The 26,672-nt window shown below is 70.8% G+C and carries 25 protein-coding genes; 22 read left to right on the top strand and 3 right to left on the bottom strand.

What is annotated here, in order from left to right; translation table 11 throughout:
- Positions 1-10 precede the first annotated feature (10 nt).
- A complete protein-coding gene (locus PKE44_RS01735; protein ID WP_324547935.1) occupies positions 11-2,416 on the bottom strand; it encodes an ATP-binding protein in 2,406 nt (801 codons plus the stop codon).
- A gap of 75 nt (positions 2,417-2,491) precedes the next feature.
- On the opposite strand from PKE44_RS01735, the gene mtgA reads away from it, so the two are divergent.
- The 4 genes from mtgA (at position 2,492) to gcvT (ending at position 5,344) form a co-directional block, all read left to right on the top strand.
- Entirely contained in the window at positions 2,492-3,214 is a 723-nt protein-coding gene (mtgA, locus tag PKE44_RS01740) for a monofunctional biosynthetic peptidoglycan transglycosylase (protein WP_324547936.1), read from the top strand.
- 5 nt (positions 3,215-3,219) lie between these two features.
- On the top strand, positions 3,220-3,561 hold the full coding sequence (locus PKE44_RS01745; RefSeq protein ID WP_324547937.1) for a SelT/SelW/SelH family protein: 342 nt from the start codon (positions 3,220-3,222) through the stop codon (positions 3,559-3,561).
- Positions 3,562-3,667: 106 nt separating this feature from the next.
- Positions 3,668-4,189 (top strand): disulfide bond formation protein B, encoded by a 522-nt coding sequence (locus tag PKE44_RS01750; protein WP_324547938.1) that lies wholly within the window; start codon positions 3,668-3,670, stop codon positions 4,187-4,189.
- A gap of 30 nt (positions 4,190-4,219) precedes the next feature.
- Positions 4,220-5,344, top strand: coding sequence for a glycine cleavage system aminomethyltransferase GcvT (gene gcvT, locus PKE44_RS01755; RefSeq protein ID WP_324547939.1), 1,125 nt, complete (start codon positions 4,220-4,222; stop codon positions 5,342-5,344).
- Positions 5,345-5,429: 85 nt separating this feature from the next.
- Here gcvT and grxD read toward each other — a convergent pair whose 3' ends face one another.
- Together grxD and PKE44_RS01765 are read right to left on the bottom strand one after the other, a co-directional pair.
- Positions 5,430-5,753, bottom strand: coding sequence for a Grx4 family monothiol glutaredoxin (gene grxD / locus PKE44_RS01760; RefSeq protein ID WP_324547940.1), 324 nt, complete (start codon positions 5,751-5,753; stop codon positions 5,430-5,432).
- Positions 5,754-5,858: 105 nt separating this feature from the next.
- A complete protein-coding gene (locus tag PKE44_RS01765) occupies positions 5,859-7,655 on the bottom strand; it encodes an N-acetylglutaminylglutamine amidotransferase (RefSeq protein ID WP_324547941.1) in 1,797 nt (598 codons plus the stop codon).
- 250 nt (positions 7,656-7,905) lie between these two features.
- Between PKE44_RS01765 and PKE44_RS01770 the strand changes: the two genes are divergently transcribed.
- The 18 genes from PKE44_RS01770 to dusA form a co-directional block, all read left to right on the top strand.
- Positions 7,906-8,487: a Fe-Mn family superoxide dismutase gene (locus PKE44_RS01770; RefSeq protein ID WP_324547942.1), complete on the top strand. Its 582-nt coding sequence runs from the start codon at positions 7,906-7,908 to the stop codon at positions 8,485-8,487.
- Between the two features lie 358 nt (positions 8,488-8,845).
- The gene (locus PKE44_RS01775) at positions 8,846-9,583 is read left to right on the top strand and encodes a hypothetical protein (RefSeq protein WP_324547943.1); all 738 of its coding nucleotides are present in this window, start codon (positions 8,846-8,848) and stop codon (positions 9,581-9,583) included.
- Positions 9,584-9,585: 2 nt separating this feature from the next.
- Entirely contained in the window at positions 9,586-10,605 is a 1,020-nt protein-coding gene (locus PKE44_RS01780; RefSeq protein WP_324547944.1) for a hypothetical protein, read from the top strand.
- Positions 10,606-10,706: 101 nt separating this feature from the next.
- A complete protein-coding gene (gene aroA, locus PKE44_RS01785) occupies positions 10,707-12,029 on the top strand; it encodes a 3-phosphoshikimate 1-carboxyvinyltransferase (RefSeq protein ID WP_324547945.1) in 1,323 nt (440 codons plus the stop codon).
- Positions 12,026-12,727 carry a (d)CMP kinase gene (gene cmk, locus PKE44_RS01790; protein WP_324547946.1) on the top strand — a complete coding sequence of 234 codons (702 nt, stop codon included), beginning with the start codon at positions 12,026-12,028 and terminating at the stop codon, positions 12,725-12,727. Before aroA ends, cmk begins: the two co-directional genes overlap by 4 nt.
- 152 nt (positions 12,728-12,879) lie before the next feature.
- Positions 12,880-14,550, top strand: a complete 1,671-nt coding sequence (gene rpsA, locus PKE44_RS01795; RefSeq protein ID WP_324547947.1) for a 30S ribosomal protein S1 — start codon at positions 12,880-12,882, stop codon at positions 14,548-14,550.
- A gap of 124 nt (positions 14,551-14,674) precedes the next feature.
- Positions 14,675-15,004, top strand: a complete 330-nt coding sequence (locus PKE44_RS01800) for an integration host factor subunit beta (RefSeq protein ID WP_324547948.1) — start codon at positions 14,675-14,677, stop codon at positions 15,002-15,004.
- 123 nt (positions 15,005-15,127) lie between these two features.
- A complete protein-coding gene (locus tag PKE44_RS01805) occupies positions 15,128-15,415 on the top strand; it encodes a LapA family protein (RefSeq protein WP_324547949.1) in 288 nt (95 codons plus the stop codon).
- A 10-nt stretch (positions 15,416-15,425) separates the two neighbouring features.
- On the top strand, positions 15,426-16,583 hold the full coding sequence (gene lapB / locus PKE44_RS01810; RefSeq protein ID WP_324547950.1) for a lipopolysaccharide assembly protein LapB: 1,158 nt from the start codon (positions 15,426-15,428) through the stop codon (positions 16,581-16,583).
- A gap of 40 nt (positions 16,584-16,623) precedes the next feature.
- Positions 16,624-17,352, top strand: coding sequence for an orotidine-5'-phosphate decarboxylase (pyrF, locus tag PKE44_RS01815; protein ID WP_324547951.1), 729 nt, complete (start codon positions 16,624-16,626; stop codon positions 17,350-17,352).
- Between the two features lie 148 nt (positions 17,353-17,500).
- Positions 17,501-17,866, top strand: a complete 366-nt coding sequence (locus PKE44_RS01820) for a helix-hairpin-helix domain-containing protein (RefSeq protein WP_324547952.1) — start codon at positions 17,501-17,503, stop codon at positions 17,864-17,866.
- 102 nt (positions 17,867-17,968) lie between these two features.
- The gene (locus PKE44_RS01825; protein WP_324547958.1) at positions 17,969-19,216 is read left to right on the top strand and encodes a lipoprotein-releasing ABC transporter permease subunit; all 1,248 of its coding nucleotides are present in this window, start codon (positions 17,969-17,971) and stop codon (positions 19,214-19,216) included.
- Complete coding sequence (lolD, locus tag PKE44_RS01830) at positions 19,209-19,925, top strand: lipoprotein-releasing ABC transporter ATP-binding protein LolD (RefSeq protein ID WP_324547953.1); 717 nt, start codon at positions 19,209-19,211, stop codon at positions 19,923-19,925. Before PKE44_RS01825 ends, lolD begins: the two co-directional genes overlap by 8 nt.
- Before the next feature lie 28 nt (positions 19,926-19,953).
- Positions 19,954-22,251, top strand: a complete 2,298-nt coding sequence (locus tag PKE44_RS01835) for a DNA internalization-related competence protein ComEC/Rec2 (RefSeq protein WP_324547954.1) — start codon at positions 19,954-19,956, stop codon at positions 22,249-22,251.
- Between the two features lie 169 nt (positions 22,252-22,420).
- On the top strand, positions 22,421-23,134 hold the full coding sequence (locus tag PKE44_RS01840) for a glycosyltransferase family 2 protein (protein ID WP_324547955.1): 714 nt from the start codon (positions 22,421-22,423) through the stop codon (positions 23,132-23,134).
- Positions 23,134-23,820 carry a lipid-A-disaccharide synthase N-terminal domain-containing protein gene (locus PKE44_RS01845; RefSeq protein WP_324547956.1) on the top strand — a complete coding sequence of 229 codons (687 nt, stop codon included), beginning with the start codon at positions 23,134-23,136 and terminating at the stop codon, positions 23,818-23,820. The genes PKE44_RS01840 and PKE44_RS01845 overlap by 1 nt, the downstream gene beginning before the upstream one ends.
- Positions 23,821-23,905: 85 nt before the next feature.
- Positions 23,906-25,579, top strand: a complete 1,674-nt coding sequence (locus PKE44_RS01850) for a glycosyltransferase family 39 protein (RefSeq protein ID WP_324547957.1) — start codon at positions 23,906-23,908, stop codon at positions 25,577-25,579.
- Between the two features lie 83 nt (positions 25,580-25,662).
- Positions 25,663-26,672: tRNA dihydrouridine(20/20a) synthase DusA (dusA, locus tag PKE44_RS01855; protein WP_324547959.1), on the top strand; the 1,010-nt coding region annotated here is incomplete at its 3' end.

The following is a 26,672-nucleotide window of genomic DNA, read 5'->3' on the forward strand; positions in this document are numbered from 1 at the left end:
CAGCCCCCGCTCAGCCCGCCCGCAGCACCGCCTGCGCATCGGCCGGCCCCAGCCACTGCGCCAGCGCGCGTTCGAGGTCCTCGGGCGTGAACGGCTTGCTGACGTAGTCGTCCATGCCGGCCTGCAGATAGCGTTCGCGATCACCATGCACGGCGTGCGCGGTCAGCGCGATGATCGGCGTGTGCGCGCGGTCGAGCTCCTGCTCCAGCCGGCGGATTTCGGCGGTGGCGCCGATGCCGTCGAGCACCGGCATCTGGCCATCCATGAAGATCATGTCCCAGTGGCCGTCGCGCCAGGCCTCGACCGCGGCGCGGCCGTCGGTGACGGCGTGCACCTCGCAGCCGAGTTCGCCGAGGATGATGCACGCGACCTCCTCGTTGATCGGGTTGTCCTCGGCGAGCAGCACGCGCGCCCGCAATGCCTTCGGCTGCGTCAGCAGCGTGACCGCCGGCGGGGGTGGATCGGTGGCGGCCGCAGGGGCGAGGCTGGCAATGCTCGCGGCCAGCGCGCGCAGCAGCGGCCGGGCGCGCAGCGGCAGCGCCAGCGCCACGCAGCGCCCGAATTCGCAGCCCGGCGCCGTGGCATCGGCGGCGTGCAGCAGCACCAGCCCGAGCGCCTGCGTGCCGGGGTGGGCGGCGAAGTCGCTGCTGCCGAGATCGGGCAGGCGCTCACCGACCACCGCCACCTGGAACGGCTCGCCGGCCGCGGCCGCGCCGGCGATCAGCGCCAGGGCTTCGGCGGCGCTGTCGACATCGGTGCCGTGTGCGCCCCAGAGCCGGAAGAAGCGGTGGATCGGCTCGCGCACGGCGCCGAGGCCGACCAGCAGCACGCGGGCGCTGCGCAGCGCGTGCTCCTCCAGCGCCGCCGGCGTCTGCACGCGGCGCAGCTGCACGGCGAACCAGAAGGTCGAGCCGGCATCGGGCGCGCTGCTCAGGCCGATGTGCCCGCCCATGCGCTGCACGATCTGGCGGGCGATGGTCAGGCCGAGGCCGGTGCCGCCGTAGCGACGGGTGGCGGAGGTGTCGGTCTGCGTGAAGGCTTCGAAGATGCGCGCCTGGTCGGCCGGGGCGATGCCGATGCCGGTGTCGATGACCTCGCAGCCGATCGTGACCTCGGGACCGGCACCGGGCAGCGCATCGACGTGCACGGTGATCGAGCCGTGCGGCGTGAACTTGATGGCGTTGGCGAGCAGGTTGCCGAGCACCTGCGCGAGCCGCCCGGGATCGCCGATCACGCGCCGCGGCAGGTGCGGGGCGTAGTCGGCGCGAAACGCCAGGCCGTGGCGGCGGGCATCCTCGGCGTAGAGCTCGATGGTCTGCTCCAGATGCTCGCGCAGCGCGAATTCCTCGGCGTCGAGTTCGAGGCGCCCGGCCTCGATCTTCGACTGGTCGAGGATGTCGTTGATGATGCCGAGCAGCGTGCGCCCGGAGCGCTGGATCATGGTCGAGAGGTGGCGCTGGCGATGATCGAGCGCGGTGTGCAGCAGCAGCTCGGCCATGCCGAGCAGGCCGTTCATCGGCGTGCGGATCTCGTGGCTGATGCTGGCGAGGAACTGCGTCTTGGCGAGGCTCGCCGCCTCGGCCCGCTCCTTCTCGCTGCGCAGCTCCCCGACCATCGACTGCAGCTCGCGGTTGGCCCCGGAGAGCTCCTGCGTGCGGTGCTCGACCTCGGCGCCGAGACGCTCGGCCAGCCGCGCCAGTTCGAGGTCGCGCTGGCGGATCTGTTCGAGCATGTCGTTGAAGCCGCGCACCAGTGCCCCGGTCTCGTCATCGGCATCGTGATGCACGCGCACGCTGTAGTCGCGCTGCTCGCGCACGCGCTGGGTCGCGGCGTGCAGCGCGAGCAGCGGCTCGGAGATCAGGCGCTGCAGCTTGGCGGCGATCAGCACCGCGAACGTGAAGGTGGTCAGCATCATCATCAGCAGCAGCAGCGAGTAGCGCCCGAGGCTCGCGTACAGCTCGCCGAAGTCGGCGGCGAGCTGCAGCGTGCCGACGCGCCGCCATTCGAGCAGCACCGGGCGCTGGTAGTGGATGAGCTGGCCGGCCTCCTGGAACACGCCGGTCTCGCTGTCGCCGGGCGGCGGGTAGTCCGGGATGCGCGCGTCGTGCTCGCGGCGGAACTCGGCGAACACGCTGCCGTCGGGGTTGCGCAGCTGCGCGTAGACGATGTTGCCCTTGCTGCGCAGGGCTTCGAGCATGTCGTAGGCGGTGACGGGATCGCTGAGCGACATCGGCCCGCGGGCGCTGGCAGCGATCACGTCGGCGAGCGCGGCGAGCTGCTGGCGGGTCGAGCGCTCCAGCGTCAGCGCCTCGTTGACCACCATCACCAGCGTCGCCAGCGCCAGCACGCTGCCGGTGGTCAGCAGCATGATCGCCATGAGCTTGTTGCGGATGGACAGACGCTTGAAATCGAACATGGCTGCCTGCGGACGACGGGCGTGCGCCGATTCTACGCATGCCCGCCCGCCGCGCGCGCCGGGCATACTCGGCGCATGAGCGACCACGCCCCCGAATCCGGTCCGCGCCGCCGCCTGCGCCTGCGCACGCTGCTGCTGGCCCTGCCGCTCGCCGGCCTGCTGCTGTCGCTGCTGCTGGTGCTGCCGCTGCGCTGGCTCGCGCCCGTGACCAGCGCGTTCATGATCGCCGTACGCCTCGACGACGAGGCCGGACGCTGGCCGGAATACCGCTGGGTGCCGTACGAGGCGATTTCGGCGCAGCTCGCGCTGGCCGTGCTCGCCGGCGAGGACCAGCGCTTCGCCGAGCATCACGGCTTCGATACCGTCGAGATCGAGCGCGCACTGAGCGCGGCCGATCAGGGCGGCAAGCTGCGCGGGGCGAGCACGATCAGCCAGCAGGTGGCGAAGAACCTGTTCCTGTGGTCCGGGCGCAGCTACGTGCGCAAGGCCCTGGAGGCCTGGTTCACGCTGCTGATCGAGGCCTGCTGGAGCAAGCGGCGCATCCTGGAGATGCACCTGAACCTCGCGCAGTACGGTCCGCGCACCTTCGGCGCCGAGGCCGCCGCGCAGCGCTTCTTCGGCAAGCCGGCCTGGGACCTCGACGCCGGCGAGGCCGCACGGCTGGCGGCGGTGCTGCCGAATCCGCGGCTGTACCGGGTCGAGGCACCGAACGCCACGGTGCGCACCCGCGAACGCCACATCCGCACGCAGATGCGCAATCTGGGTGGCACGGGCTTTCTGGATCGCCTGAGCGAGTGAACCGCATGACCGACACCAACACCGACACCGGCACCGACGCCGTAAAGAACCCCGCCCCCGCCGCCCGCCCGCGCATCGAGATCGTCTACTGCACGCAGTGCCGCTGGCTGCTGCGCGCCGCGTGGCTCGCGCAGGAGCTGCTCAGCACCTTCGATACCGATCTCGGCGAGGTGGCGCTGATTCCCGGCACCGGCGGCGTGTTCGAGATGCGCTGCGACGGCGTGACGATCTGGTCGCGCAAGGCCGAGGGACGCTTCCCGGAGGCCAAGGAGGTCAAGCAGCGCGTGCGCGATTGCATCGACCCCGGGCGCGATCTCGGCCACAGCGACCGGCCGCGCACCGGCTGAGCAGCCATGCGCCCGTGATTCCTGCACCGGTGCGATAATCGCCGTCATCCGCACCGGCGTGCATGCCCGTTTTCCGCTTCCCGCTCCTGTCCGAGGTCTGCCTCCGATGACGACCAACCCGCCCGCCGCTGCCCGGCGCCCGGTGTCGCCCCGGCTCTGGAACATGCTGGGTTTCCTCGCCTGCCTGGCCGGCATGATGTACGCGCTGTACGCGCAATACTTCCTGCACCTCGAACCCTGTCCGCTCTGCATCTTCCAGCGCATCGCGCTGATCGCGCTCGGCGCGGTGTTCATCATCGCCGCGCTGCACGATCCGCAGGGCTGGGGCTCGCGCATCTATGCGCTGCTGATCCTGCTCGTCGCCGCTGCCGGCGCGGCGATCGCCGCGCGCCACGCCTGGCTGCAGAGCCTGCCGCCCGAGCAGGTGCCGGCCTGCGGGCCGGGACTCGATTACCTGTGGCAGAACTTCCCGATCGCCGACCTGCTGAACACCGTGCTCCGGGGCAGCGGCGAGTGCGCGAAGATCGACTGGGAGCTGTTCCACCTGTCGATGCCGTGGTGGACGCTGTTCATGTTCGTCGGCCTCGGTCTGGCCGGTTTCGTGCGCAACCTGCTCGGCACGCGCTGAGCGCCCCGCCCCTGATCCGGAGATGCCTGCATGAGCGCTGTCGAAACCGGTCTCGCCCGCACCCCGCTCCACGACCTGCACCTCGAACTCGGCGCGAGAATGGTGCCGTTCGCCGGCTACTCGATGCCGGTGCAATACCCCGCCGGCGTGCTGAAGGAGCACCAGCACACGCGCATGGCCGCCGGCCTGTTCGATGTCTCGCACATGGGCCAGGTGCGCCTCGACGGTGCACAGGCCGCCGCCGCGCTCGAAACCCTGGTGCCGGTCGACGTGCTCGGCCTGCCGGCCGGGCGCCAGCGCTACGCCGTATTCACGAACGACGCCGGCGGCATCCTCGATGACCTGATGATCGTCAACGCCGGCGATCACCTGTTCCTCGTCGTCAACGCCGCGTGCAAGGCGCAGGACCTCGCGCACCTGCGCGCGCGGCTCGAACCGGCGGTCACGGTCACGGAACTCGCCGACCGCGCACTGCTCGCGCTGCAGGGGCCGGCCGCCGCCGAGGTGTTCCTGCGTCTGGCCCCGGCCGCCGCCGGCATGAAGTTCATGGACTTCCGCACGCTGGAGGTCGCCGGCATCCCGTGTTTCGCGAGCCGCTCCGGCTATACCGGCGAGGACGGCTTCGAGATCTCGGTGCCGGCTGCCCGCGCCGTCGAACTGGCGCGTGCGCTGCTCGCCGAGCCCGAGGTCGCGCCGATCGGTCTCGGCGCGCGCGATTCGCTGCGCCTCGAAGCCGGGCTCTGCCTGTACGGCCACGAACTCGACCCGACGACGACCCCCATCGAGGCGGCGATCGGCTGGGCGATCCAGAAGGTGCGGCGCACGGGCGGTGCGCGCGCCGGCGGGTTTCCGGGCGCGGACACCATCCTCGCGCAGTTCGACGCCGGCACGGCGCGGCTGCGCGTCGGCCTTGCCGGCAGCACGCGCGCGCCGGTGCGCGAGGGGGCACCGCTGCTCGATGCCGGCGGCCGCGAGGTCGGCTGCGTCACCAGCGGCAGCTTCGGCCCGAGCGCCGGCCAGCCGGTGGCGATGGCCTACGTCGAGACCGCGAGCGCAGCCCCCGGCACGGAGCTTTCCGCCCTCGTGCGCGGCCGGCCGGTGCCGATGACGGTCACGACGATGCCGTTCGTGCCGCAGCGCTATCACCGCGGCTGACGCGCCTTCAGAACCTGCCCGCCGGAAACGACACAGCCCGGCCGCAGCCGGGCTGTTGCAGGCGGGAAGACCGCGTCGCCGCGGCTTATTCGGCCGGTGCGACCGCGTCGACCATCTTCTGCAGCTCGCCGTTCTGGTACAGCTCGACGGTGATGTCGCAGCCGCCGACGAGTTCGCCGGCGATGTAGATCTGCGGGAAGGTCGGCCAGTCGGCGTAGCGCGGCAGGTTCTGGAAGATTTCCGGGTCTTCGAGCACGTTCACGTACGCGAACGGCTTGCCGGTGCCGGCGAGCGCCTGGGCCGCGCGCATCGAGAAGCCGCACTGCGGGAACTGCGGCGTGCCCTTCATATAAATGAGCACGGGGTTGTTCTTGACCTGTTCATCGATGCGCTTGAGGACGTCGTCCATCGTTCTTTACCTCTGCGGCGCGCCGGGCGGTCCCGGCGCTCTGGGGAACGGGGCGGCAGTGTACGCGCACGCCGGACGCGGACAAGCACACGCCCCGCAGGGGAATCAGCTTCGCGAGCCGCGAACCGGGTCGACGTTGAGCTGGAACCACAGTTCGAACAGCGCGGCGTGCCAGAGCTTGCTGCCCTGCAGCCGCGTCATCCAGGCTTCGGGCGCTGCGAACAGCGTGTCGAGGTACTCCCGACGGAACACGCCGCGCGCGCGCGCCGCCGGGGTATCGAGCACGCCGTGCATGAAGTCGAGGAACTCGCCGCGCACGTATTTGAGCGCCGGCACCGGGAAGTAACCCTTCGGCCGGTCGATGACGCCGTCCGGGATGCGCCCGCGCGCGAGGCGCTTGAGGATGCCCTTGCCGCCCTCGGCGAGCTTGAGCGCCGGCGGCACCTGCATCGCCAGCTCGACCAGCTCGTGATCGAGGAAGGGCACGCGCGCCTCCAGCCCCCAGGCCATGGTCATGTTGTCGACGCGCTTGACCGGGTCATCGACGATCAGCGTCGTCACGTCCATGCGCAGCACGCGATCGAGGTAGGTGTCGGCCCCGGGCGCTTCGAGCAGGCGCCGGATGTGCTCGCTGCTGTGATCGGCCCCGTGCCAGTGCGGCTCGACCGCCTGCAGGAACTCCGCGTGATCGCGGTCGAAGTAGCGCGACGCGAAGCGCGCGAGGCTGTCCTCGCCCTCGGCCGCGGCCATCTGCGGATACCAGAAGTAGCCGGCGAAGACCTCGTCGGCCCCCTGCCCGCTCTGCACGACCTTGACGTGCTTCGAGACCTGCTCGGACAGCAGGAAGAAGGCCACCGCGTCCTGGCCGACCATCGGCTCGGCCATGCAGGTGACGGCCTCGGGCAGGCGCTTGAGCACCTCGCCGTTCGGGATCAGGAACTTGTGGTGATCGGTCGCGTAGCGCGCGACCACCTGATCGGAATACTCGAACTCCGAGCCCTTCTCCTCGGGCTGGTCCTCGAAGCCGACCGAGAAGGTCAGCAGCTTCTCCTTGCCGGCCTCGGCGAGCAGCGCCACCAGCAGGCTGGAATCGAGCCCGCCCGAGAGCAGCACGCCGACCGGCACGTCGGCGACATCCATGCGCCGGCGCACGGCGGTGAGCAGGCGCTCGTGCACGGCTTCGAGCCATTCGTCGTCGGACCTCGCCATGACCGGACGTGCGGCGGCGAGCGTCCAGTAGGTCTGCTGACGCTCGCGGCCATCGGCAAGGATGGTCAGCGTCGTGGCCGGCGGCAGCTTGCGCACGCCGGCGAGCACCGTGCGCGGGGCCGGCACCACGGCGTGCAGCGTCAGCTGGAAGTGCAGCGCGACCGGATCGACCCCGGTGTCGATGTCGGCGGCTTCGAGCAGCGCCTGCACGTTCGACGCGAAGCGGAAGGCCGCCGGCGTGCGCGCGTAGTACAGCGGCTTGATGCCGAGCCGGTCGCGGGCGAGGAACAGCTCCTGCGTGCGCAGGTTGCGGATCGCGAACGCGAACATGCCGATCAGGCGCTCGACGCAGCGCTCGCCCCACTCGGCGTAGGCCTTCAGGATCACCTCGGTGTCGCCGCTCGATGCGAACGTGTGGCCGCGCCCCTGCAGCTCGGCGCGCAGCTCGCGGTAGTTGTAGATCGTGCCGTTGAACACGATCGCGAGCCCGGCGGCGGCATCGAGCATCGGCTGGTTCGAGCGCGCCGAGAGGTCGATGATCGCGAGGCGCCGGTGGCCGAAGGCGAGCGGGCCGTCCTGCCAGTGCCCGGCGCTGTCCGGCCCGCGGCGCGCGAGCCGGTCGGTCATGCGCTGCAGCAGGTCGGGGTCGGGACGATTGCCGTCTAGGCGCAGTTCGCCGCAGATGCCGCACATGTCGTCGCCAGCTCCGTATCGGTATCCGAGGGGGGCGGCCAGCCTAGCACGCACCCTGCGCGCGCGGCCGTCGTTGAACTGACATACCCGCCTGCATAGACTCCGCGGCGTGTCCTCCCCCCGCCGAATCCGGGAACACGGGCCCGGCGCCCGGGTTCCCATTCCCTGCGGTCCGCCGCAACGCTCGCCCCGCCGTTCCGTAGCGGTCATTCCCTGAAAACGAGCCTCAAGCCACAAGGAGACACCGACCATGGCCCATGAACTGCCCGCCCTGCCGTACGCGAAGGATGCCCTGCAGCCGCACATCTCCGCGGAAACGCTGGAGTATCACTACGGCAAGCATCACAACGCCTACGTCACCAACCTCAACAACCTGATCAAGGGCACCGACTTCGAGACGCTGAGCCTTGAGGACATCGTGCTGAAGTCCTCCGGCGGCATCTTCAACAACGCCGCGCAGGTCTGGAACCACACCTTCTACTGGAACTGCCTGTCGCCGAACGGCGGCGGTGAACCCGCGGGCGCGCTCGCCGCTGCGATCAACGCCAAGTTCGGTTCGTTCGCGGCCTTCAAGGAAGAATTCAGCAAGTGCGCGGTCGGCACCTTCGGCTCCGGCTGGGCCTGGCTGGTCAAGAACGCCGACGGCTCGGTCGAGCTGATGAGCACCTCGAACGCCGGCACGCCGATGACCTCGGGCAAGACCGCGCTGCTGACCTGCGACGTCTGGGAGCACGCCTACTACATCGACTACCGCAACCTGCGGCCGAAGTACGTCGAGGCCTTCTGGAACCTGGTCAACTGGGAGTTCGCCGCGGCGCAGTACGGCGCCTGAACCCGGCGGGCGCCACCCGGCGCCCCGCCACCGCCTCCCCCATGACGGGCCGGTCCTCCGGCCCGTCTGCTTTTGCGGGGCCGGCGTCACCGGCTGTCACGCCGCTGGCACAGCCACGCGGGCGCGCATGCAGCGTCCGGTCATTCCCGCACCACGGCTTCAGCTGCAAGCCACTGATCCGTCATGGTCAGACCAGAATGGCACCAGCGTTGCAGGGGTAAGCGTGTTCCGTACCGGCAACGGACATCATCCAGACCACGGCAGCGGTCGCCCCGGAAAGGGCCTCACAGAACCGCGCCCGTCACCACCACACACCTGGGCGCTGACCATCAGGGATCGGGAGGAGAGTCGTCTCACCATGCGTACGGATCACCAACTGCTGGAACAACTGCTGGAACTGCACGAGCCGTGGGAAATCCGCGCCGTGCGCACCGACATCCATGGCCGTCGCTGCGAGGTCGAGGTCGGGCTGGCCGCGCCGCGCACCTGGTTCGGCCTGGTGCGCAAGCCTTCGGCCCCGGCCGTCGAGCGCGGCGAATGGCGGCACCTGAACCTCGCCGGCTTCCGTTACGTCGTGCGCGTGGTCGCGCCGGCGAGCGTCAGCCTCGAGCGCTACGAATGGACCGGCGAGCCGGAGCAGCCGTTCACGCGCGCGATGTCGGCGCGCCTGACGCGGCTGCTCGCCGAAGGCGTCAGCCTCGAAGGCATCTGCCGGCTGTTCGGCGTCGACCCGGGCGAGATCTGGCGGCTCAAGCGCAGCCTCGAAACCCGCAGCGTGCGGGTCAGTCCGCTCGACGCCGCAGGCGCGGCGCCCGACACCGGCGCGGGTCCGGCCGCCGGAGCGGCGCCCGGCCTGCCCGAGGCCGACGATCCGGTCTGGGGCCGGCTCGCCGGCGGCGACATCAGCATCGACATCGGCGTGCTGAGCCTCAAGCTGCTGCTGACGCGCGTGCGCAGCCAGTACGAGGCCATGCCCGATGACGAATCGCGACGGCTGAAGGCGCGCGAGCTGCACCGTTTCTTCGTCAAGAACCTGCGCATGCTCGGTGCCGAACTGCAGCAGCTGCGCGCCAGCGCCCTCAGGGAGGAAGCGTGATGATGAACTCCGGTACGACGCTGCCGGTCCGCGCACCGGGCGCCGACCTCGGCGATCTGCTCGACGTGGACGCGGTGTCGGCGCTGATCCTCGCCGGCGAACGCCTGCTGCTCGCCGGTGACGAGGCCCTGCTGGCACGCCTGCCGCGCGGCACCTGGATCGGCGGCACGATCCCGTACTTCGTCGCGGCCGACGGCGGCACCAGCAGCCGCGAGCGGCTGTTCTGCACGCGGCTGCCGGCCGAGGTCGAGGTCGATTCGATCCGGCTCTACGACGCGGCGAGCCTCGCGCACGTCTGCGCCGACGCGCCGGCCGAGGGCTTCTCGGTGATGATCCTGCCGGCGTTCTCGGAGGTGCATTCGCTGTTCGCGCGCAACGCGCCGAACTACGAGGACATGTACCTGAAGCCGCTGATCGGCTGGATCGCCGGCGTGCATCTCGACGACCTCGGCCGCGCCACGCCGAAGGTGTTCGACGGCAGCCGCGGCGAGGGCTGCGAGGAACGCGCGGTCGTGCTGCATGCGCGCCTGCCCGAACCGCGCTACGCGCGCATCGAGATCGTCAACCTGTTTCGCCCCGGCAGCGGCCCCGGCCTGCGCTTCACCGACAAGGGCTTCTCGGCGGCGAAGGTGCTGGTCGATGGCGTCGAGCAGGATTTCGCCGCCTGGCTGCGCCGTCAGGGCACCGACACGCGCCTGCCGCTGGTCGCCGACTACTGCGGCGCGATGGTCAACGTCAGCATCAAGAGCGTCGAGGCCGGGCGCGTCGATTTCTACGCGCCGGTGTTCCCGGACATCGAGTACCGCATCGCCGCGCCGATCGACGACTACGTCGCCCGCTTCCTCGCCGCGCTGCCGGCCGACGTGCCGCCGGTGACCTTCAGCTGCAACTGCATCCTGAACTACCTGTACTCGAACCTCGAAGGCCGGCACACCGGCCCGATGCGCGGGCCGGCGACCTTCGGCGAGATCGCCTACCAGCTGCTGAACCAGACGCTGGTGTACCTGACGATCGAGGGCTGACGGCGAAGGCGGTCCGGACACGGCGCGCGGGCTTTTGCGCGCGCGCCGTGCGGTGTACCTTGCGCGCCTTCGCGCCGCGCAGCCCCCGCAGGAATCCCGCCATGTCCGAAACCCGCTTCGTCGTCGAGCCCGGCGGCCGGCTGACCGGCCGCATCCGCGTGCCGGGTGACAAGTCGATCTCGCACCGCTCGATCATGTTCGGATCGCTGGCCGATGGCGTCACCGAGGTCAGCGGCTTCCTCGAAGGCGAGGACTGCCTGGCGACGCTGAACGCCTTCCGCGCGATGGGCGTGCGCATCGACGGCCCTGCGGCCGGGCGCGTCACCATCCACGGCGTCGGCCTGCACGGTCTGAAGCCACCGGCCGGGCCGCTCGACATGGGCAACTCCGGCACCTCGATGCGGCTGATGAGCGGCATCCTGTCCGGCCAGGCCTTCGACACGGTGCTGACCGGCGACGCCTCGCTGTCGAAGCGGCCGATGAAGCGCGTGACCGCGCCGCTCGCGCAGATGGGCGCGCGCATCGAAACCACCGAGCGCGGCACGGCACCGCTTCACATCCGCGGTGCGAGCGGGCTGCACGGCATCGACTACGTGCTGCCGATGGCGAGTGCGCAGGTCAAGTCCTGCCTGCTGCTCGCCGGCCTGTACGCGAGCGGCACGACGCGCGTGACCGAACCGGCACCGACGCGCGATCACACCGAACGCATGCTCGAAGGCTTCGGCTATCCGCTCGTGCGCGAGGGCGAGCGCACGTTCTCGGTCGGCGGCGGCCACCGGCTCGGCGCGACCGCGATCGACGTGCCGGCCGACATCTCCTCGGCGGCCTTCTTCCTGGTCGGGGCCAGCATCGCGCCGGGCTCGGATCTCACGCTCGAACACGTCGGCATCAATCCGACGCGCACCGGCGTCATCGACATCCTGCGGCTGATGGGCGCCGACATCGAGGTGCAGGACCCGCGCACCGTCGGCGGCGAGCCGGTCGCCGACCTGCGCGTGCGCGCCGCGCCGCTGCGGGGCATCCGCATTCCCGAGGCCCTCGTGCCGCTCGCGATCGACGAGTTCCCGGTGCTGTTCGTCGCCGCCGCCTGCGCCGCGGGCGAAACCGTGCTGACCGGAGCCGAGGAACTGCGTGCCAAGGAATCCGACCGCATCCAGGTCATGGCCGACGGCCTCGTGGCGATGGGGATTGACGCGCGCCCGACCGCCGACGGCATCGTCATCCAGGGCGGCGCCTTCGCGCGCGGCGCCGAGATCGCCACGCACCACGACCACCGCATCGCGATGAGCTTCACGATCGCCGGCCTGCGCGGCGCCGGCACGCACGTGATCCGCGACGCCGGCTTCGTCGACACCTCGTTCCCGGGCTTCGTCGAACTGGCGCGCACGGCCGGCATCGACGTGCGCGCGGAGCGCAGCGCATGAAGGAAACCGTGCCGGTCATCGCCGTCGACGGCCCGAGCGGCGTCGGCAAGGGCACGCTGTGCCGGAGCCTCGCCGAAGCCCTCGGCTTTCACCTGCTCGATTCCGGCTCGCTGTACCGGCTGACGGCGCTCGCCGCCGCCCGCGCCGGCCTGCGCGACGACGATGCCGGCGGGCTCGCGCAGGTGGCCGCAACGCTCGACGTGCGCTTCGACAGCGGTGAGGACGATCTCGTCGTCCTGCTCGCCGGCGAGGACGTGACCGCTGCGATCCGCACCGAATCGGCCGGCATGGCAGCCTCGAAGGTCGCCATCGTGCCCGAGGTGCGCGCCGCGCTGCTGCAGCGCCAGCGCGATTTCCGCCGCGCGCCCGGCCTGGTCGCCGACGGCCGCGACATGGGCACGGTCGTGTTTCCCGATGCCCCGCTGAAGATCTTTCTGGTCGCAAGCCCCGCCGAACGCGCGCGGCGCCGACATAAGCAGTTGAGCGAGAAGGGAGTCGATGCTAACCTCGCCGCGCTCGAAACGGAGATCGCCGAGCGCGACGCCCGTGACGCGGGGCGCGCCAGCGCGCCGCTGAAACCGGCGCCGGATGCGGTGATCCTCGATACCGATGACCTCGGCATCGATGCCGTCCGCGACCGCGCGCTGGCGCTGGTCGCCGGACGTCTGCACGTTCCCGGGCAGCAGGACCGGTCCTGAAAAACCGGTCAGGGGTTTCGCAGCGGCCTGATTCGAGCCGCGGCGAAACGGCAGTGAAACGGTGGCGCGCTGACAACGTGCCGACAACGCAACCGAAAACCCGAACAGGCCCTGCCTGTGAAGGTTCTTCATTTTCTTCCGGGTTCCAACACATGTCCGAAAGTTTTGCCGAGCTGTTTGAACAGAGCCTGTCCCAGAGCCAGATGGTCCCGGGTTCCATCGTCATGGGCAAGGTCGTGGACATCCGCGGCGATTCGGTGGTCGTCAACGCCGGCCTGAAGTCCGAGGGTCTGATCCCGCTCGAACAGTTCCTGAACGACGACGGCGTCATCGAAGTCAAGATCGGTGACGAGGTCGAAGTCGCGCTCGATGCGATCGAGGACGGCTTCGGCGAAACCCGCCTGTCGCGCGAGAAGGCCAAGCGCGCCCGCGTCTGGAGCGTGCTCGAAGGCGCCTTCGAAGGCGACGAGATCGTGCGCGGCACGATCAGCGGCAAGGTCAAGGGTGGCTTCACGGTCGACATCGGCGAGATCCGCGCCTTCCTGCCGGGTTCGCTGGTCGACGTGCGTCCGGTGCGCGACGCCGCCTACCTCGAAGGCAAGGAACTCGAATTCAAGGTCATCAAGCTCGACCGCCGTCGCAACAACGTCGTGGTCTCGCGCCGCGCCGTGGTCGAGCAGGAGTACAGCGCCGAGCGCGAGGCGCTGCTCGAAAGCCTGCAGGAAGGCCAGATCGTCAAGGGCGTGGTCAAGAACCTCACCGATTACGGTGCGTTCCTCGACCTCGGCGGCATCGACGGCCTGCTGCACATCACCGACATGGCGTGGAAGCGCGTCAAGCACCCGTCCGAAGTCGTCGCCGTCGGTGACGAGGTCGAGGTCAAGGTGCTGAAGTTCGACCGCGAGCGCAACCGCGTCTCGCTCGGCCTGAAGCAGCTCGGCGACGATCCGTGGGTCGCACTCGCCCGCCGCTACCCGGTCGGCACCCGCCTGTTCGGCAAGGTCACGAACATCGCCGACTACGGCTGCTTCGTCGAGATCGAGGAAGGCGTCGAGGGTCTGGTCCACGTCTCCGAAATGGACTGGACCAACAAGAACGTCAACCCGGGCAAGGTCGTCAGCATCGGCGACGAAGTCGAGATCATGGTGCTCGACATCGACGAGGACCGCCGCCGCATCTCGCTCGGCATGAAGCAGTGCCAGCCGAACCCGTGGGACGAGTTCTGCGCGACCCACAACAAGGGCGATCGCGTCAGCGGCAAGATCAAGTCGATCACCGACTTCGGCATCTTCATCGGTCTCGACGGCGGCATCGACGGCCTCGTGCACCTGTCCGACATCTCCTGGAACGTCCCCGGCGAAGAGGCCGTGCGTGACTACAAGAAGGGCCAGGAAGTCGAGGCGGTCGTGCTCGCCGTGGATCCGGAGCGCGAGCGCATCTCGCTCGGCATCAAGCAGCTCGAGAAGGATCCGTTCTCGAACTTCGTCGCCGACAACCCGAAGGGCAGCATCGTCAAGGGCCGTGTCGCCTCGGTCGATGCCCGCGGCGCGGTGATCGATCTCGGCAACGGCGTCGAAGGCACGCTGCGTGTCTCCGAACTGGCGCGCGAGCGCATCGAGGATGCCCGCACGGTGCTGAAGGACGGCGAGGAGATCGAGGCCAAGTTCATCGGCGTCGATCGCAAGAACCGCACGATCACGCTGTCGATCAAGGCCAAGGAATACGCCGAGGAAGCCGAGGTGCTGCAGGACTACAGCCGCAAGTCCGCCACCGGCGCGACGCTCGGCGACCTGCTGAAGGAGCAGATGGGTCGCGAGGACTGATCCCGCGCGAGCCCGCGGTCCGGGACGGCATCGGCACCGTCCCGGACCACTCCATGGCGGCATCCGCCGCTGCCCCGCAGAACCGCCGGAACCCCATTTTTCGAGTACTGCCGGAACATCATCCATGACCAAATCGGAACTGATCGAACTGCTGGCCCGCAAGCAGAGCCACCTCAGTTACAAGGACGTCGAAAACGCCGCCAAGGTGATGATCGAACAGATGAGCCAGTCGCTGTCGGGCGGTGACCGCATCGAAATCCGCGGCTTCGGCAGTTTCTCGCTGCATTTCCGGCCGCCGCGCGTCGGTCGCAATCCCAAGACCGGCGACGCCGTGACGCTGCCCGGCAAGTTCGTGCCGCACTTCAAGCCCGGCAAGGAACTGCGCGAGCGCGTCAACGCCTCGATCGAAAACGACGATCCGCGCCCGACCGCCCGCATCGCCGAACCGGCCTGAACACCCGTCCTCGTGCGGACGGCATGCCGGTAGCGGTGCCGTCCGTGCTGTCCTGAGCCAATTTCCGTCTGTCCCCGACGCCGGGATGGCGTCCGTCCTGCTGCCCGTGGAGCACCCTGATCCATGTTTCGCATCGTCGGCATCCTGCTGTTCCTGCTCGTGCTCGTCGTCGGCATCGAATTCTCGGCGGTCAACTCCGCGCCGGTGACCGTCAATTACCTGCTCGGCACGGTGTCACTGCCGCTGGCGCTGGTCGTGGTCGCTGCCTTCACGGTCGGCATCCTGGTCGCGGTCGCGGTCGGCACGCTGGCGATGGTGCCGCTGCGCCTGCGCGCCGCGTCGCTGCGCCGTGAGGTCGAGGCCCGGCAGTTCGAGATCGAGCGCCTGCGCGCCAGGCAGCCGGGCACCTGAGCCGGACCGCATGCTCGAACTGCTCTGGCTGCTGCTGCCGGTGGCGGCAGCCTCGGGCTGGTGGGCCGCGGCACGCAGTCTCGAGCGCAAGGAGACGCCGCCGAACGACGTATTCCGCGGCCTCAACTATCTGCTCGATGAGAAGCCCGATCGCGCCATCGAGGTCTTCGGCCGCATGGTCGAGGCCGACCCCGATGCCGTCGATATCCAGCTGACGCTCGGCAGCCTGTTCCGCCGGCGCGGCGAGGTCGACCGCGCGCTGCACATCCACAGCGAGCTGCTGCGCCGTGCGCAGCTGAGTGCCGGCCAGCGCGGCCGTGCGCGCCTCGAACTCGGTGAGGACTATCTGCGCGCAGGCCTGTTCGACCGCGCCGAGCAACTGTTCAGCGAACTGCTCGAACTTCCCGATTACCGCTCGCGGGCACTGGTACGACTGCTGTCGATCTACGAACAGGAGCGCGAGTGGCAGCGGGCACTCGACGCCTGCGACGAGGTCGAGCGGGCCACCGGCACGCCGATGCGCATCGTGGCCGCACATTACTGCTGCGAACTGGCCGAAGAGGCCGTGCGTGCCAGTGATCGCGCCACGGCCCGCAGCTGGCTCGACCGCGCCCTGGTCCATGACGAGCGCTGTGCGCGGGCCGCGATCCTGCGCGGCCGGCTGGAGCTTTCGGACGGCAATCCGGCGGGTGCGCTCGACGCCTATACGCGCGTGGTCACGCGAGCCCCGGAATACCTGCCCGAAGTGCTCGGCCCCCTGCAGCGCTGCTACGCGCAGCTCCACCGGCAGGCCGACTGGGTGACACTGCTGCGCGGCCTGGTCAACCAGTATCACGTCGGCAGTGTCACCGGAGCCCTCGCGCAGGCGCTGCGCGAACGGGAAGGTCCGGAGGCTGCGCTTGTCTTCCTCGAAGCCGAGGTCGCGCAGCACCCCTCGACCGAGGGGCTGCGCACGCTGATCGATCTGCGACTCGCCGCCGAGCAGCCGGCGCGCGCCGGGGACCTCGAACTGCTGCTGCGCATCGGCCGGCAGGTGACCGATCTCGGCCCGCGTTACCGCTGCGACAACTGCGGCTTCGTCGGACGCACGCTGCACTGGTCCTGTCCGGGCTGCAAGCGCTGGAACACCGTCAAGCCGATCCCCGATCGCCTGCGCCGCAATCCCTGAAGCCCCCGCCTGCCCGTCCCCCGCCGGAGATTCTGCCCCGATGACCACCCCGTCCCCGCAGGCGCGCGACCCGCGCCTGATCGTCGCGCTCGATTACCCGCAGGCCGCGCCGGCGCTGGCGCTGGCGGCACGGCTGGACCCGGCGCTGTGCCGGCTCAAGGTCGGCAAGGAACTGTTCACGGCCGCCGGACCGGCGCTGGTCGAGGCCCTGCAGCAGCGCGGCCATGAGGTGTTCCTCGACCTCAAGTTCCACGACATCCCGAACACCGTCGCCGGAGCCGTGCGCGCGGCCGCCGGGCTCGGGGTCTGGATGGTCAACGTCCATGCCTCGGGCGGACGGCGCATGCTCGAAGCCGCGCGCGCGGCCGTCGCTGCCCCGGTGCGTCCGCCGCTGCTGATCGCGGTGACGGTGCTGACCAGTCTGGAGCGTGCCGATCTCGCCGAAACCGGACTCGACATCGAGCCGGCCACGCAGGTCGACCGGCTGGCCGCGTTGTCGCGCGACTGCGGCCTCGATGGCGTGGTCTGCTCGGCGCAGGAAGCCGCCCGGCTGCGGGCGCTGTGCGGCCCGGCCTTCCGGCTGGTGACGCCCGGCATCCGGCCGGCGAGCAGCGAGGCCGGCGACCAGCGGCGCACGATGACCCCGGCCGACGCGCTCGCGGCCGGTGCCGATTATCTGGTCATCGGCCGGCCGGTCACCGGCGCGCCCGACCCGGCCGCTGCGCTCGCCGACATCGCTGCCGGGCTCGCAAATATCGGCAGGACATGAAGTTTCATCCATGCAACCGAAGTTTCAGGACGGCGATCTAGCCTGAACCCCGTCAGCCCTCCGGCTGACATGGCAGGGAAGCCTCAGGGTCCGGATCGCACCGGCCCCGCCTCCCGGCCATCCGGACATCCATCGGGAGGAATCCGTCATGAAGCTGTTCCATCACCTGCTCAAGCCGCTGCTGGGCTGCCTGCTCGGCCTGTGGTTCACCATTTCCGTTGCAGCCCCGCTCGACATCAACACCGCCACCGCCGCGGAACTCGCGACCGTCATGCAGAACGTCGGTCCGAAGAAGGCCGAGGCCATCGTCGCCTGGCGCGAACAGAACGGCCCGTTCAAGTCGGTCGATGAGCTGGAGAAGGTCCCGGGCATCGGACCGAAGATCGTCGAGGCCAACCGCGACCGGCTGACCGTCGACACGCCGGCCGCCGCTGCCACCCCGGCGCCGGCCCCGGCGATGCCTGCACCTGCGGCCGCTCCGGCTGCACCGGCAGCTCCGGTCAAGAAGCCTTAAGCCGTCTGCCGCGGGGCCGGCCGGTATACTCCGCCGGCCCCGCCGCCCTCTCGCCGGGCGGCGGGCCGTCCCCGTCACCCGGTATCCCCTCGCATGCTCAGGATGTTCCAGCCGCTGGAAGTGTTCATCGGCCTGCGTTACGTGCGGGCCAAACGCTCCAATCACTTCATCTCGTTCATCTCCGCGTCGTCGATGCTCGGCATCGCGCTCGGCATCACGGCGCTGATCACGGTGCTGTCGGTCATGAACGGCTTTCAGCAGGAGGTGCGCGAACGCATCCTGGCGATGACCGCGCACGCGACGATCTCCGGTGTCGCCGGCCGGCTCGATGACTGGCGCGAGGTGCGCAAGGCCGCCACCGCCAGCGCCGAGGTCGTCGCCAGCGCCCCGTACATCCGCGCCGAATCGATGCTGAGCGCCGGCAGCGCCACGGCCGGGACCATCGTCCAGGGCGTGCTGCCCGACGAGGAGCAGAGCGTCTCCGACATCGCCACCAAGATCACCGCCGGACGCTGGGACGATCTGCAGCCCGGGCGCTTCGGCATCGTGCTCGGGCGCTGGCTCGCGCAGCGCCTCGGCGTCGGCATCGGCGACAAGGTCACGGTGCTGGTGCCGCAGGCCAACGTCACGCCGGCCGGCGTGCTGCCGCGGCTGAAGCGCTTCGACGTGGTCGCGATCTTCGAATCCGGCATGTACGAGTACGACAGCGGACTGGCGCTGATCCACATCGATGACGCCGCGAAGCTGCTGCAGATGGAAGGCTCGGTCTCGGGCCTGCGCCTGAAGCTGAAGGACCTGTTCCGCGCGCCGCTGATCGTGCGCGAGATCGGCAGCGAGCTGCCCGGCGCCTACTGGGTGCGCGACTGGACGCAGGAGCACGCCAACTTCTTCCGCGCCGTGCAGATCGAGAAGACCGCGATGTTCGTGATCCTGATGCTGATCGTCGCGGTCGCGGCCTTCAATCTGGTCTCGACGCTGGTGATGGTCGTCACCGACAAGCAGGCCGACATCGCGATCCTGCGTACGCTCGGCGTCACGCCGGCCGGGATCATGACCATCTTCGTCGTGCAGGGCACGATCATCGGCTTCATCGGCACCGCGCTCGGCGTCGCCGGCGGCGTGGCGCTGGCACTGAACGTGCGCGAGGCGGTCGCCTGGCTCGAAGGTCTGCTGCACATCAAGTTCCTGTCGCCCGAGGTCTATCCGATCACCGAGCTGCCCTCGCAGCTGCAGTGGGGCGATGTCTGGACCATCGCGCCGGTGGCCTTCGTGCTGGCGCTGCTCGCGACGCTGTATCCGGCCTGGCGCGCCGCGCGCACGCAGCCGGCGGAGGCCCTGCGCTATGAATGATGCCGCCCTGCTCGACCCTGCACTCGCGACCGGCACGCCGGTGCTGCGCGCCGTCGGCCTCTGCAAGACCTTCCGCCAGGGCGACACCGAGGTCGAGGTGTTCACCGGTGTGAACCTCGAAGTGCCGCGCGGCCAGCGCGTCGCGATCGTCGGCGCCAGCGGTTCGGGCAAGAGCACGCTGCTGCACCTGCTCGGCGGTCTCGACCGGCCGACGCGCGGCGAGGTCTGGATCGGCGATCACGACATCGCCCGGCTGTCGGACGCCGCGCGCGGGCGGCTGCGCAACCGCCGGCTCGGCTTCGTCTACCAGTTCCATCACCTGCTGCCGGAATTCACCGCCCTCGAGAACGTCGCCATCCCGCGCGTGATCGGCGGCGAGAAGCCGGCGCTCGCGCAGGCCGCCGCGCGCCGGCTGCTCGAACGCGTCGGCCTCGGTCACCGGCTCGCGCACAAGCCCGGCGCGCTCTCCGGCGGCGAGCGCCAGCGTGCGGCGATCGCGCGGGCGCTGGTCACCGACCCCGAATGCGTGCTCGCCGACGAGCCGACCGGCAACCTCGACCGCCACAACGCCGAGGCCGTGTTCGAGCTGATGCTGGAGCTGAACCGCGAACGCTCGACCTCGTTCGTCATCGTCACGCACGACGAGCACCTCGCCGCGCGGCTCGATGCAACCTGGCGGCTCGATGCCGGCACGCTGAGCCGCGGCTGAAGCGGCGCACCGGCACGGATGCCGCCCGATGCGCACGGCCGCCCTCGCGCTGCTCCTGGGCACGCTGGCAGTCCACGCGCTGCCGCTGCTGCCGGCACGCAACTGGTGCATCGCGCTGCCCCTGGTCGCGGCGCTGGCGCTGTGGCCACGCCTGCCGTGGCCGCTGCGCCTGCCGGCAGTGGCCTTGTCCGGTCTGCTGTGGACGCTGTGGCGCCTGCCCGACCCGGGGCTGGCACTGCCCCCGGCGTACGACGGACAGACCTTCGTTCTCGAAGGCCGCATCGCTGCGCTGCCCGAACACGATCACCGGCGGCTCGAACTCGAACTCGAAACCACCGAGGCCCGCGCCGCCGACGCCACGCTCGTGCCGCTGGCCGGACGCGTGCGGCTTGCATGGTACGAGGCCCCGGCCGAAGACCTGCCGCAGGTCGGCGAGCGCTGGCGCTTCACGGCGCGGCTGCGTGCGCCCTACGGCTTCGCCAATCCCGGCGGTTTCGACCGCGAGCGGCATCTGTACGCCAGCGGCGTCGTCGCGCGCGGCAGCGTGCGCAGCCAGCCCCCGCCCGCACGGCTGGCCGGTGCCGAGGCGCATCTCATCGACCGCCTGCGCGCCCGCTTCGCTGCCGCGCTGCAGCGCCTGCGCCCGGCCGACCCCGGCACCGCGATCCTCGCTGCACTGACGATCGGCGAGGAAGGCGCGATCAGCACGCATCAGTGGGAAACCTTCCGTCGCACCGGCACCACGCACCTGATGGCGATCTCCGGCCAGCAGATCGCGCTGGTCGCCGGCCTGATGTTCGTCGCAGTGCGTGCGCTCTGGGCACGGCTGCCGGGGTTCGCGGCGCGGCTGGCACCGGTGCGGGCCGGCGCGCTGGCGGCGCTGCTGAGCGCGCTCGGCTATGCGCTGATTGCCGGCATGGGCCTGCCGGTGCGCCGGGCCCTGATCATGGTCGCGGTCGGCAGCCTCGCGCTGCTCGCCGGGCGCGAGCTGCTGTCGACGCGCACGCTGGCGCTGGCGCTCATCGCCGTGCTGCTCGGCGATCCGCTGGCGCCGCTGTCCTACGGCTTCTGGCTGTCCTTCGGCGCGGTGGCACTGATCCTGTACCTGCACGCCGGCCGTCTGGACGGGCGCGGGCCGACGGCACTGGCGCTGCGCCTGCAGTGGGCGATCAGTCTCGGCATGCTGCCGGCGACCATCGTGCTGTTCGGACAGCTGCCGCTGGTGTCGCCGCTCGCGAACCTGCTGGCGATCCCGTGGGCGGATCTGCTGATCGTGCCGTTCGCGCTGGCCGGGCTGCTCGCGAGTCTGGCGTCCGACACGCTGGCCGGACCGCTGCTCGATCTTGCCGGACTCACGACCCGGCTGCTGCTCGGCGCGCTCGACACCCTCGCCCGCCCCGACTGGGCGGCGCGCGTCGTGCCGACCCCGCCGCTGTGGACACTTGCGCTGGCGCTGCCCGGCGTCGCGTGGTGGCTGGCGCCGCCGGGCTTTCCGTCGCGCCGGCTCGGGCTGCTGCTCTGCCTGCCGCTGCTCGCCTGGGACTGGCCGCATCCGCCGGCCGGCGGCTTCCGGCTCGCCTCGCTCGATGCCGGCAGCGGCCTCGCCGTCGTCGTCGAGACCGCCGGCCACACGCTGCTGTTTGACGCCGGCCCGCGGCTCGGCTCGACCGATGCCGGCCGGCTCGTCGTGCTGCCCTACCTGCAGTCCCGCGGCATCCGCCGGGTCGATGCGCTGGTGCTGACACACCTCGACGCCAGCCACATCGGCGGTGCGCGCAGCGTGCGCGCCGCGCTGCCGGTCGGCGCGATCTTCGTGCCCGACCCGCTGGCGATGCCGGCCGAGGGCGCCGCAAGCTGCGTGGCCGGCGGCTTCTGGATCTGGGATGACGTGCGCTTCGAATGGCTGCATCCGCCGCCCGGTCACGGTGCCGGCGAGGCCCGCAGCTGCGTGCTGAAGGTCAGCGGCGCCGGCGGTTCGGCGCTGCTGATCGCCGATCTCGATGCCGGCGGCAGCCGCCGGCTGCTGGCCGGCGGCGCCCGGCTTGCGGCCGATACGCTGCTCGCCCCGTATCAGGGCACGAAGCCACCCCCGGCCGGCCTGCTGGCCGCGGTCGGGCCGGGACGCATCTGGCTGTCCACGGGCCGCGGCAACCGCTGGGGACATCCGAAACCCGAAGTGCTCGCAGCCTGGGCAGCAGCCGGCGCGCAGCTCGACGACACCGCCGCGGCCGGAGCGCTGCTGCTCGACGTGCCGGCGAACGCCACGGAGCCGCCGCTCCTCACGCGCTGGCGCGAAGCCGATCGCCGCTACTGGCGGGTGCACTGAAGCCTGCCGTCTGCGCCCGCGCGGTGCAGACCGTCGCCCCCATGGGCCCGAAGCGGGCCCGAAACGGGCCAGAAGCGGGCAAAGGGGGTGTGGCGCCGTTGATATTGCACTGCAGCATTGCGGTGCATCGCGTAGAATCCGCGCACTTTTTTCCGCCGCGGTCACCCCGATGCAGCTGTCAGTCGTCGTCCCCGTCCACAACGAAGGCGAAAACATCGCGCCGCTGATCGACGAGATCGTCGCCGCCCTGACCGGGCGCGAGGACTACGAGATCATTTACGTCAACGATGGCAGCCGCGACGACACGGCGGCACGCCTGGCCGAAGCCGCCACGCGCCTGCCGCAGCTGCGCGTGATCACGCACGCCCGCGCCTGCGGCCAGAGCACGGCGGTCGCCACCGGCATCCGCCACGCGCGCGGACGCTGGATCGCGACGCTCGATGGCGACGGCCAGAACGATCCGGCCGACATCCCGAAGCTGCTCGCGGTGCTGACCGATCCGACGCGCCCGCTGAAACGCGTCATGGCCGCCGGTTACCGCAGGAAGCGTCAGGACACCTGGATCAAGCGCATCTCCTCGAAGATCGCCAACGGCGTGCGCTCGCGCCTGCTCGGCGATGCCACGCCGGACACCGGCTGCGGCCTGAAGGTCTTCGAACGCGCGGTATTCCTCGAACTGCCCTACTTCGACCACATGCACCGCTTCCTGCCGGCACTGGTGCGCCGCGCCGGCTACGAGCTGGTGTCGGTCGAGGTCAACCACCGCCACCGCACGCGCGGCGTGTCCAAGTACGGCACGCTCGACCGGCTCGCCGTCGGCATCGTCGACCTGTTCGGCGTGATGTGGCTGCAGCGGCGCGCGCGCGTGCCGGAGATCGAATGATGTTCAAGCTGGACCCGATCTGGTTCGTCGTCGGACTCGTCGCGCAGGCGGCGTTCTCGGCACGCTTCCTCGTGCAGTGGATCCTGTCCGAGCGCGCCCGGCGCAGCCTGATGCCGATCCACTTCTGGTACTTCAGCATCGCCGGCTCGACGCTGCTGCTCGCGTATGCGACCCACCAGCGCGATGCCGTCATCGTGCTCGGACAGGCGGCCGGCCTGGCGATCTACCTGCGCAACCTCGAAATCATCCACCGCCACGAGCGCGGACACGGCACGTTCTTCCTGTGGCCGTGGCTGACGCTCGCGAGCCTGGCGCTCGCCACCGGCTGGGCCTCGACGCCGCTGCCGGTCACGCATGCGCTGACCAATGCGCATCCGCTGTGGTCGACGGTCGGCATGATCGGCCAGTGCCTGTTCACCGGCCGCTTCGTCGTGCAGCTGTACTTCTCGGAGCGCGCCGGGCGGCCGGTCAATCCGATCCATTTCTGGTATCTGTCGATGAGCGGCAGCCTGCTGCTGCTCGCCTATGCGCTGTTCCAGCGCGACCCGGTCATCATCCTCGGCCAGAGCTTCGGCGTGATCGTCTACCTGCGCAATCTGGCGCTGATCCGCCAGCACCGGCAGGCCGACCGTCACGGCGAGGACGACACCGGGACGACTACCGTGACCGGCAGCTCGACCGCCTGAGCCCGCGGCGGCGTTTCGCCGACGCCTGATTCCGCCCCCGCGCCCGGCCTGCACCGGGCGTCGTCATTTCCACCCGGAGCCCCCGATGTCCACCGCCCCGACCGCCGGCGCCCCGCTGCGCACGCTGCTGCACCTCGCCGGCTGGCTCGCCGTCTGGGGCCTGCTGACGGCGGTCGCGCTGTCGACGCGCTCGCTGGTGCCGATCGACGAGACGCGCTATGCGGCCGTCGCCTGGGAGATGTGGGCCCGTGGCGACGGGCTGGTGCTGCACCTCAACGGCGAACCGTACAGCCACAAGCCGCCGCTGCTGTTCTGGCTGATCGAGCTGTCGTGGGCGGTGTTCGGCATCGGCGATGCGCAGGCGCGGCTGGTCACGGCGCTTGCGGCCTTCGCGAACCTGCCGCTGCTCGCCGTGCTGGCCGCCCGGCTGTGGCCGCAGGATCCCGGCCCGCGCCGCTGCGCACCGTGGCTGCTGTACGGCGGCCTGTACTACGCGCTGTTCGGCACGATGCTGATGTTCGACCTGCTGATGAGCGTCTGCGTGCTGCTCGGCCTGACCGGGCTCGCCGGTGCCTGGCGCTCGGGCGGGCGGCGGCGCGACTGGCTGCTGTACGCGCTCGGCCTCGGGCTCGGCGGGCTGACCAAGGGACCGGCCGTGCTCGTCTACCTGCTGCCGCCGGCACTGCTCGCCCCGCTGTGGATCGTCGAGGCCCGCCCCGACTGGCGGCGCTGGTATCGCGCACTCGGCCTGTCGCTGCTCGGCGGCTTCGCGCTCGCGCTCGCCTGGGCGGTGCCGGCGGCGATCGCCGGCGGTGCCGAGTACCGCGGCGCGATCCTGTGGGGGCAGACGGCCGGACGCATGGTGCAGGCCTTCGCGCATCAGCGGCCGTTCTGGTGGTATCTGCCGGTGCTGCCGCTGATCCTGCTGCCGTGGACGCTGTGGCTGCCGCTGTGGCGTGCGCTGCCGGCGCTGAAGACCGAAGCCGGCGGCAGCGCCCTGCGCTTCTGCCTCGCCTGCTTCGTGCCCGGCTTCCTGATCTTCTCGGCGGTCAGCGGCAAGCAGGTGCATTACCTGCTGCCGCTGCTGCCGGCGCTGCTGCTGCCGGCAGCGCGCGCGCTGACACTCGGCGCCTGCGATCGCCAGCCCGGACGCCTCGCGGTCGCGCTCGTCATCACGCCGATCGTCGGACTCGGCGTGCTGCTCGCGCTGGCGCCGTCCTTCGTCGATCACTACCGCTGGCCGGACTGGGTCGGCACGGTGTCGCCGCTCTGGGGCCTTGCGGTGGCAGGGCTCGGTCTGGCCTGGGCACCGCTGCTGCGCACGCGCCGGGCCGGGCTGTGGCTCGCGGTCCTGCCGGCCCTGCTCGGCACGCTGCTGTATGCCGGCATCGCCCGGCCGGCGACCGCCGCACTCGACGGCAGCCCGGTGGCGCAGGCGATCGGCCGGCTGCAGGCCGAAGGCGTCACGGTCGCGCATCCCGGCAAGTACCACGGCGAATTCCAGTTCCCGGGCCGGCTGAGGCAGCCACTCGAAGTCATCACGCGCGGCAGCGAGCTCGAATGGGCGCGCGCGCACCCGCAGGGCGCGCTGATCGTGCGCCACGACGAGCTCGATCCGGAGCAGGCCGCGCTCGCGGTCATCGTCCAGCCCTACCGCCAGCGCTACGCGGCCCTCTGGCGCGCGCAGACGCTGATCGAGCACCCCGGACTGCTGGCGAAGGAAAGCGGCGAGAGCCGTGGCAGCGAGGGCGAGGAATGATGACCGGCCCGCTCGCAGCCGCCCCGGATGCCGCAGCGCTGCGCACGCCGCAGCAGGATCGGAGCCCGCGCAACGGCGCCGGCATGCAGCCCGCTGCCGGCGCGCCGCATGACCCGCTCGCCCCTGCCCGCCGCCTGTCGGTCGCGCCGATGCTCGACTGGACGACGCGCGACTTCCGTTACTTCGCGCGCCTGCTGTCGCAGCGCGTGCTGCTGTACACCGAGATGGTCACGACCGGCGCCATCCTGCACGGCGACCCGGCCCGGCACCTCGGCTTCGACGCCGCCGAACACCCGCTGGCGCTGCAGCTCGGCGGCTCCGACCCGCAGGCCCTCGCCGCCTGCGCGCGCCTCGCGGTCGATGACTTCGGCTACGACGAGATCAACCTGAACTGCGGCTGCCCGTCGGACCGCGTGCAGGAAGGGCGCTTCGGCGCCTGCCTGATGGCCGAGCCGCCACTCGTCGCCGACTGCGTGGCCGCGATGCGCGCCGCGGTGCCGGCACACGTGCCGGTGACCGTGAAGACGCGCATCGGCATCGACGAGCTCGACCGCTACGAGCAGCTGCTGCACTTCGTCGAAACCGTCGCCGCCGGCGGCTGCACGGTGTTCGTGATCCACGCGCGCAAGGCCTGGCTCTCGGGCCTGTCGCCGAAGGAAAACCGCGAGATCCCGCCGCTGCGCTACGAGGTCGCCGCGCAGCTCAAGCGCGACTGCCCGCAGCTTTCGATCAGCCTCAACGGCGGCGTGCAGACGCTGGCGCAGGCCCGCCAGCACCTCGAATGGGCCGACGGCGTCATGATCGGCCGCGCCGCCTACGAGAACCCCTGGCTGCTCGCCGGAGCCGATGCGGCCCTCTGGGGCGATGCCCCGATGCCGCGCAGCCGCCACGACGTGCTCGCCGCCTTCGAACCCTACGTCGAACGGCATCTGGCCCGCGGCGGGCGACTCGCACACCTCACGCGCCACCTGCTCGGTCTGTTCCAGGGCGTGCCCGGTGCGCGCGCGTGGCGGCAATATCTGTCGACGCACGCGCACCGGCACGGCGCCGGCCTCGACGTGCTGCGCGCGGCAGCGGCGAAGGTGTCGCGCGA

The sequence above is a fragment of the Plasticicumulans sp. genome, assembly GCF_035331805.1.
Taxonomy (GTDB): domain Bacteria; phylum Pseudomonadota; class Gammaproteobacteria; order Competibacterales; family Competibacteraceae; genus Plasticicumulans.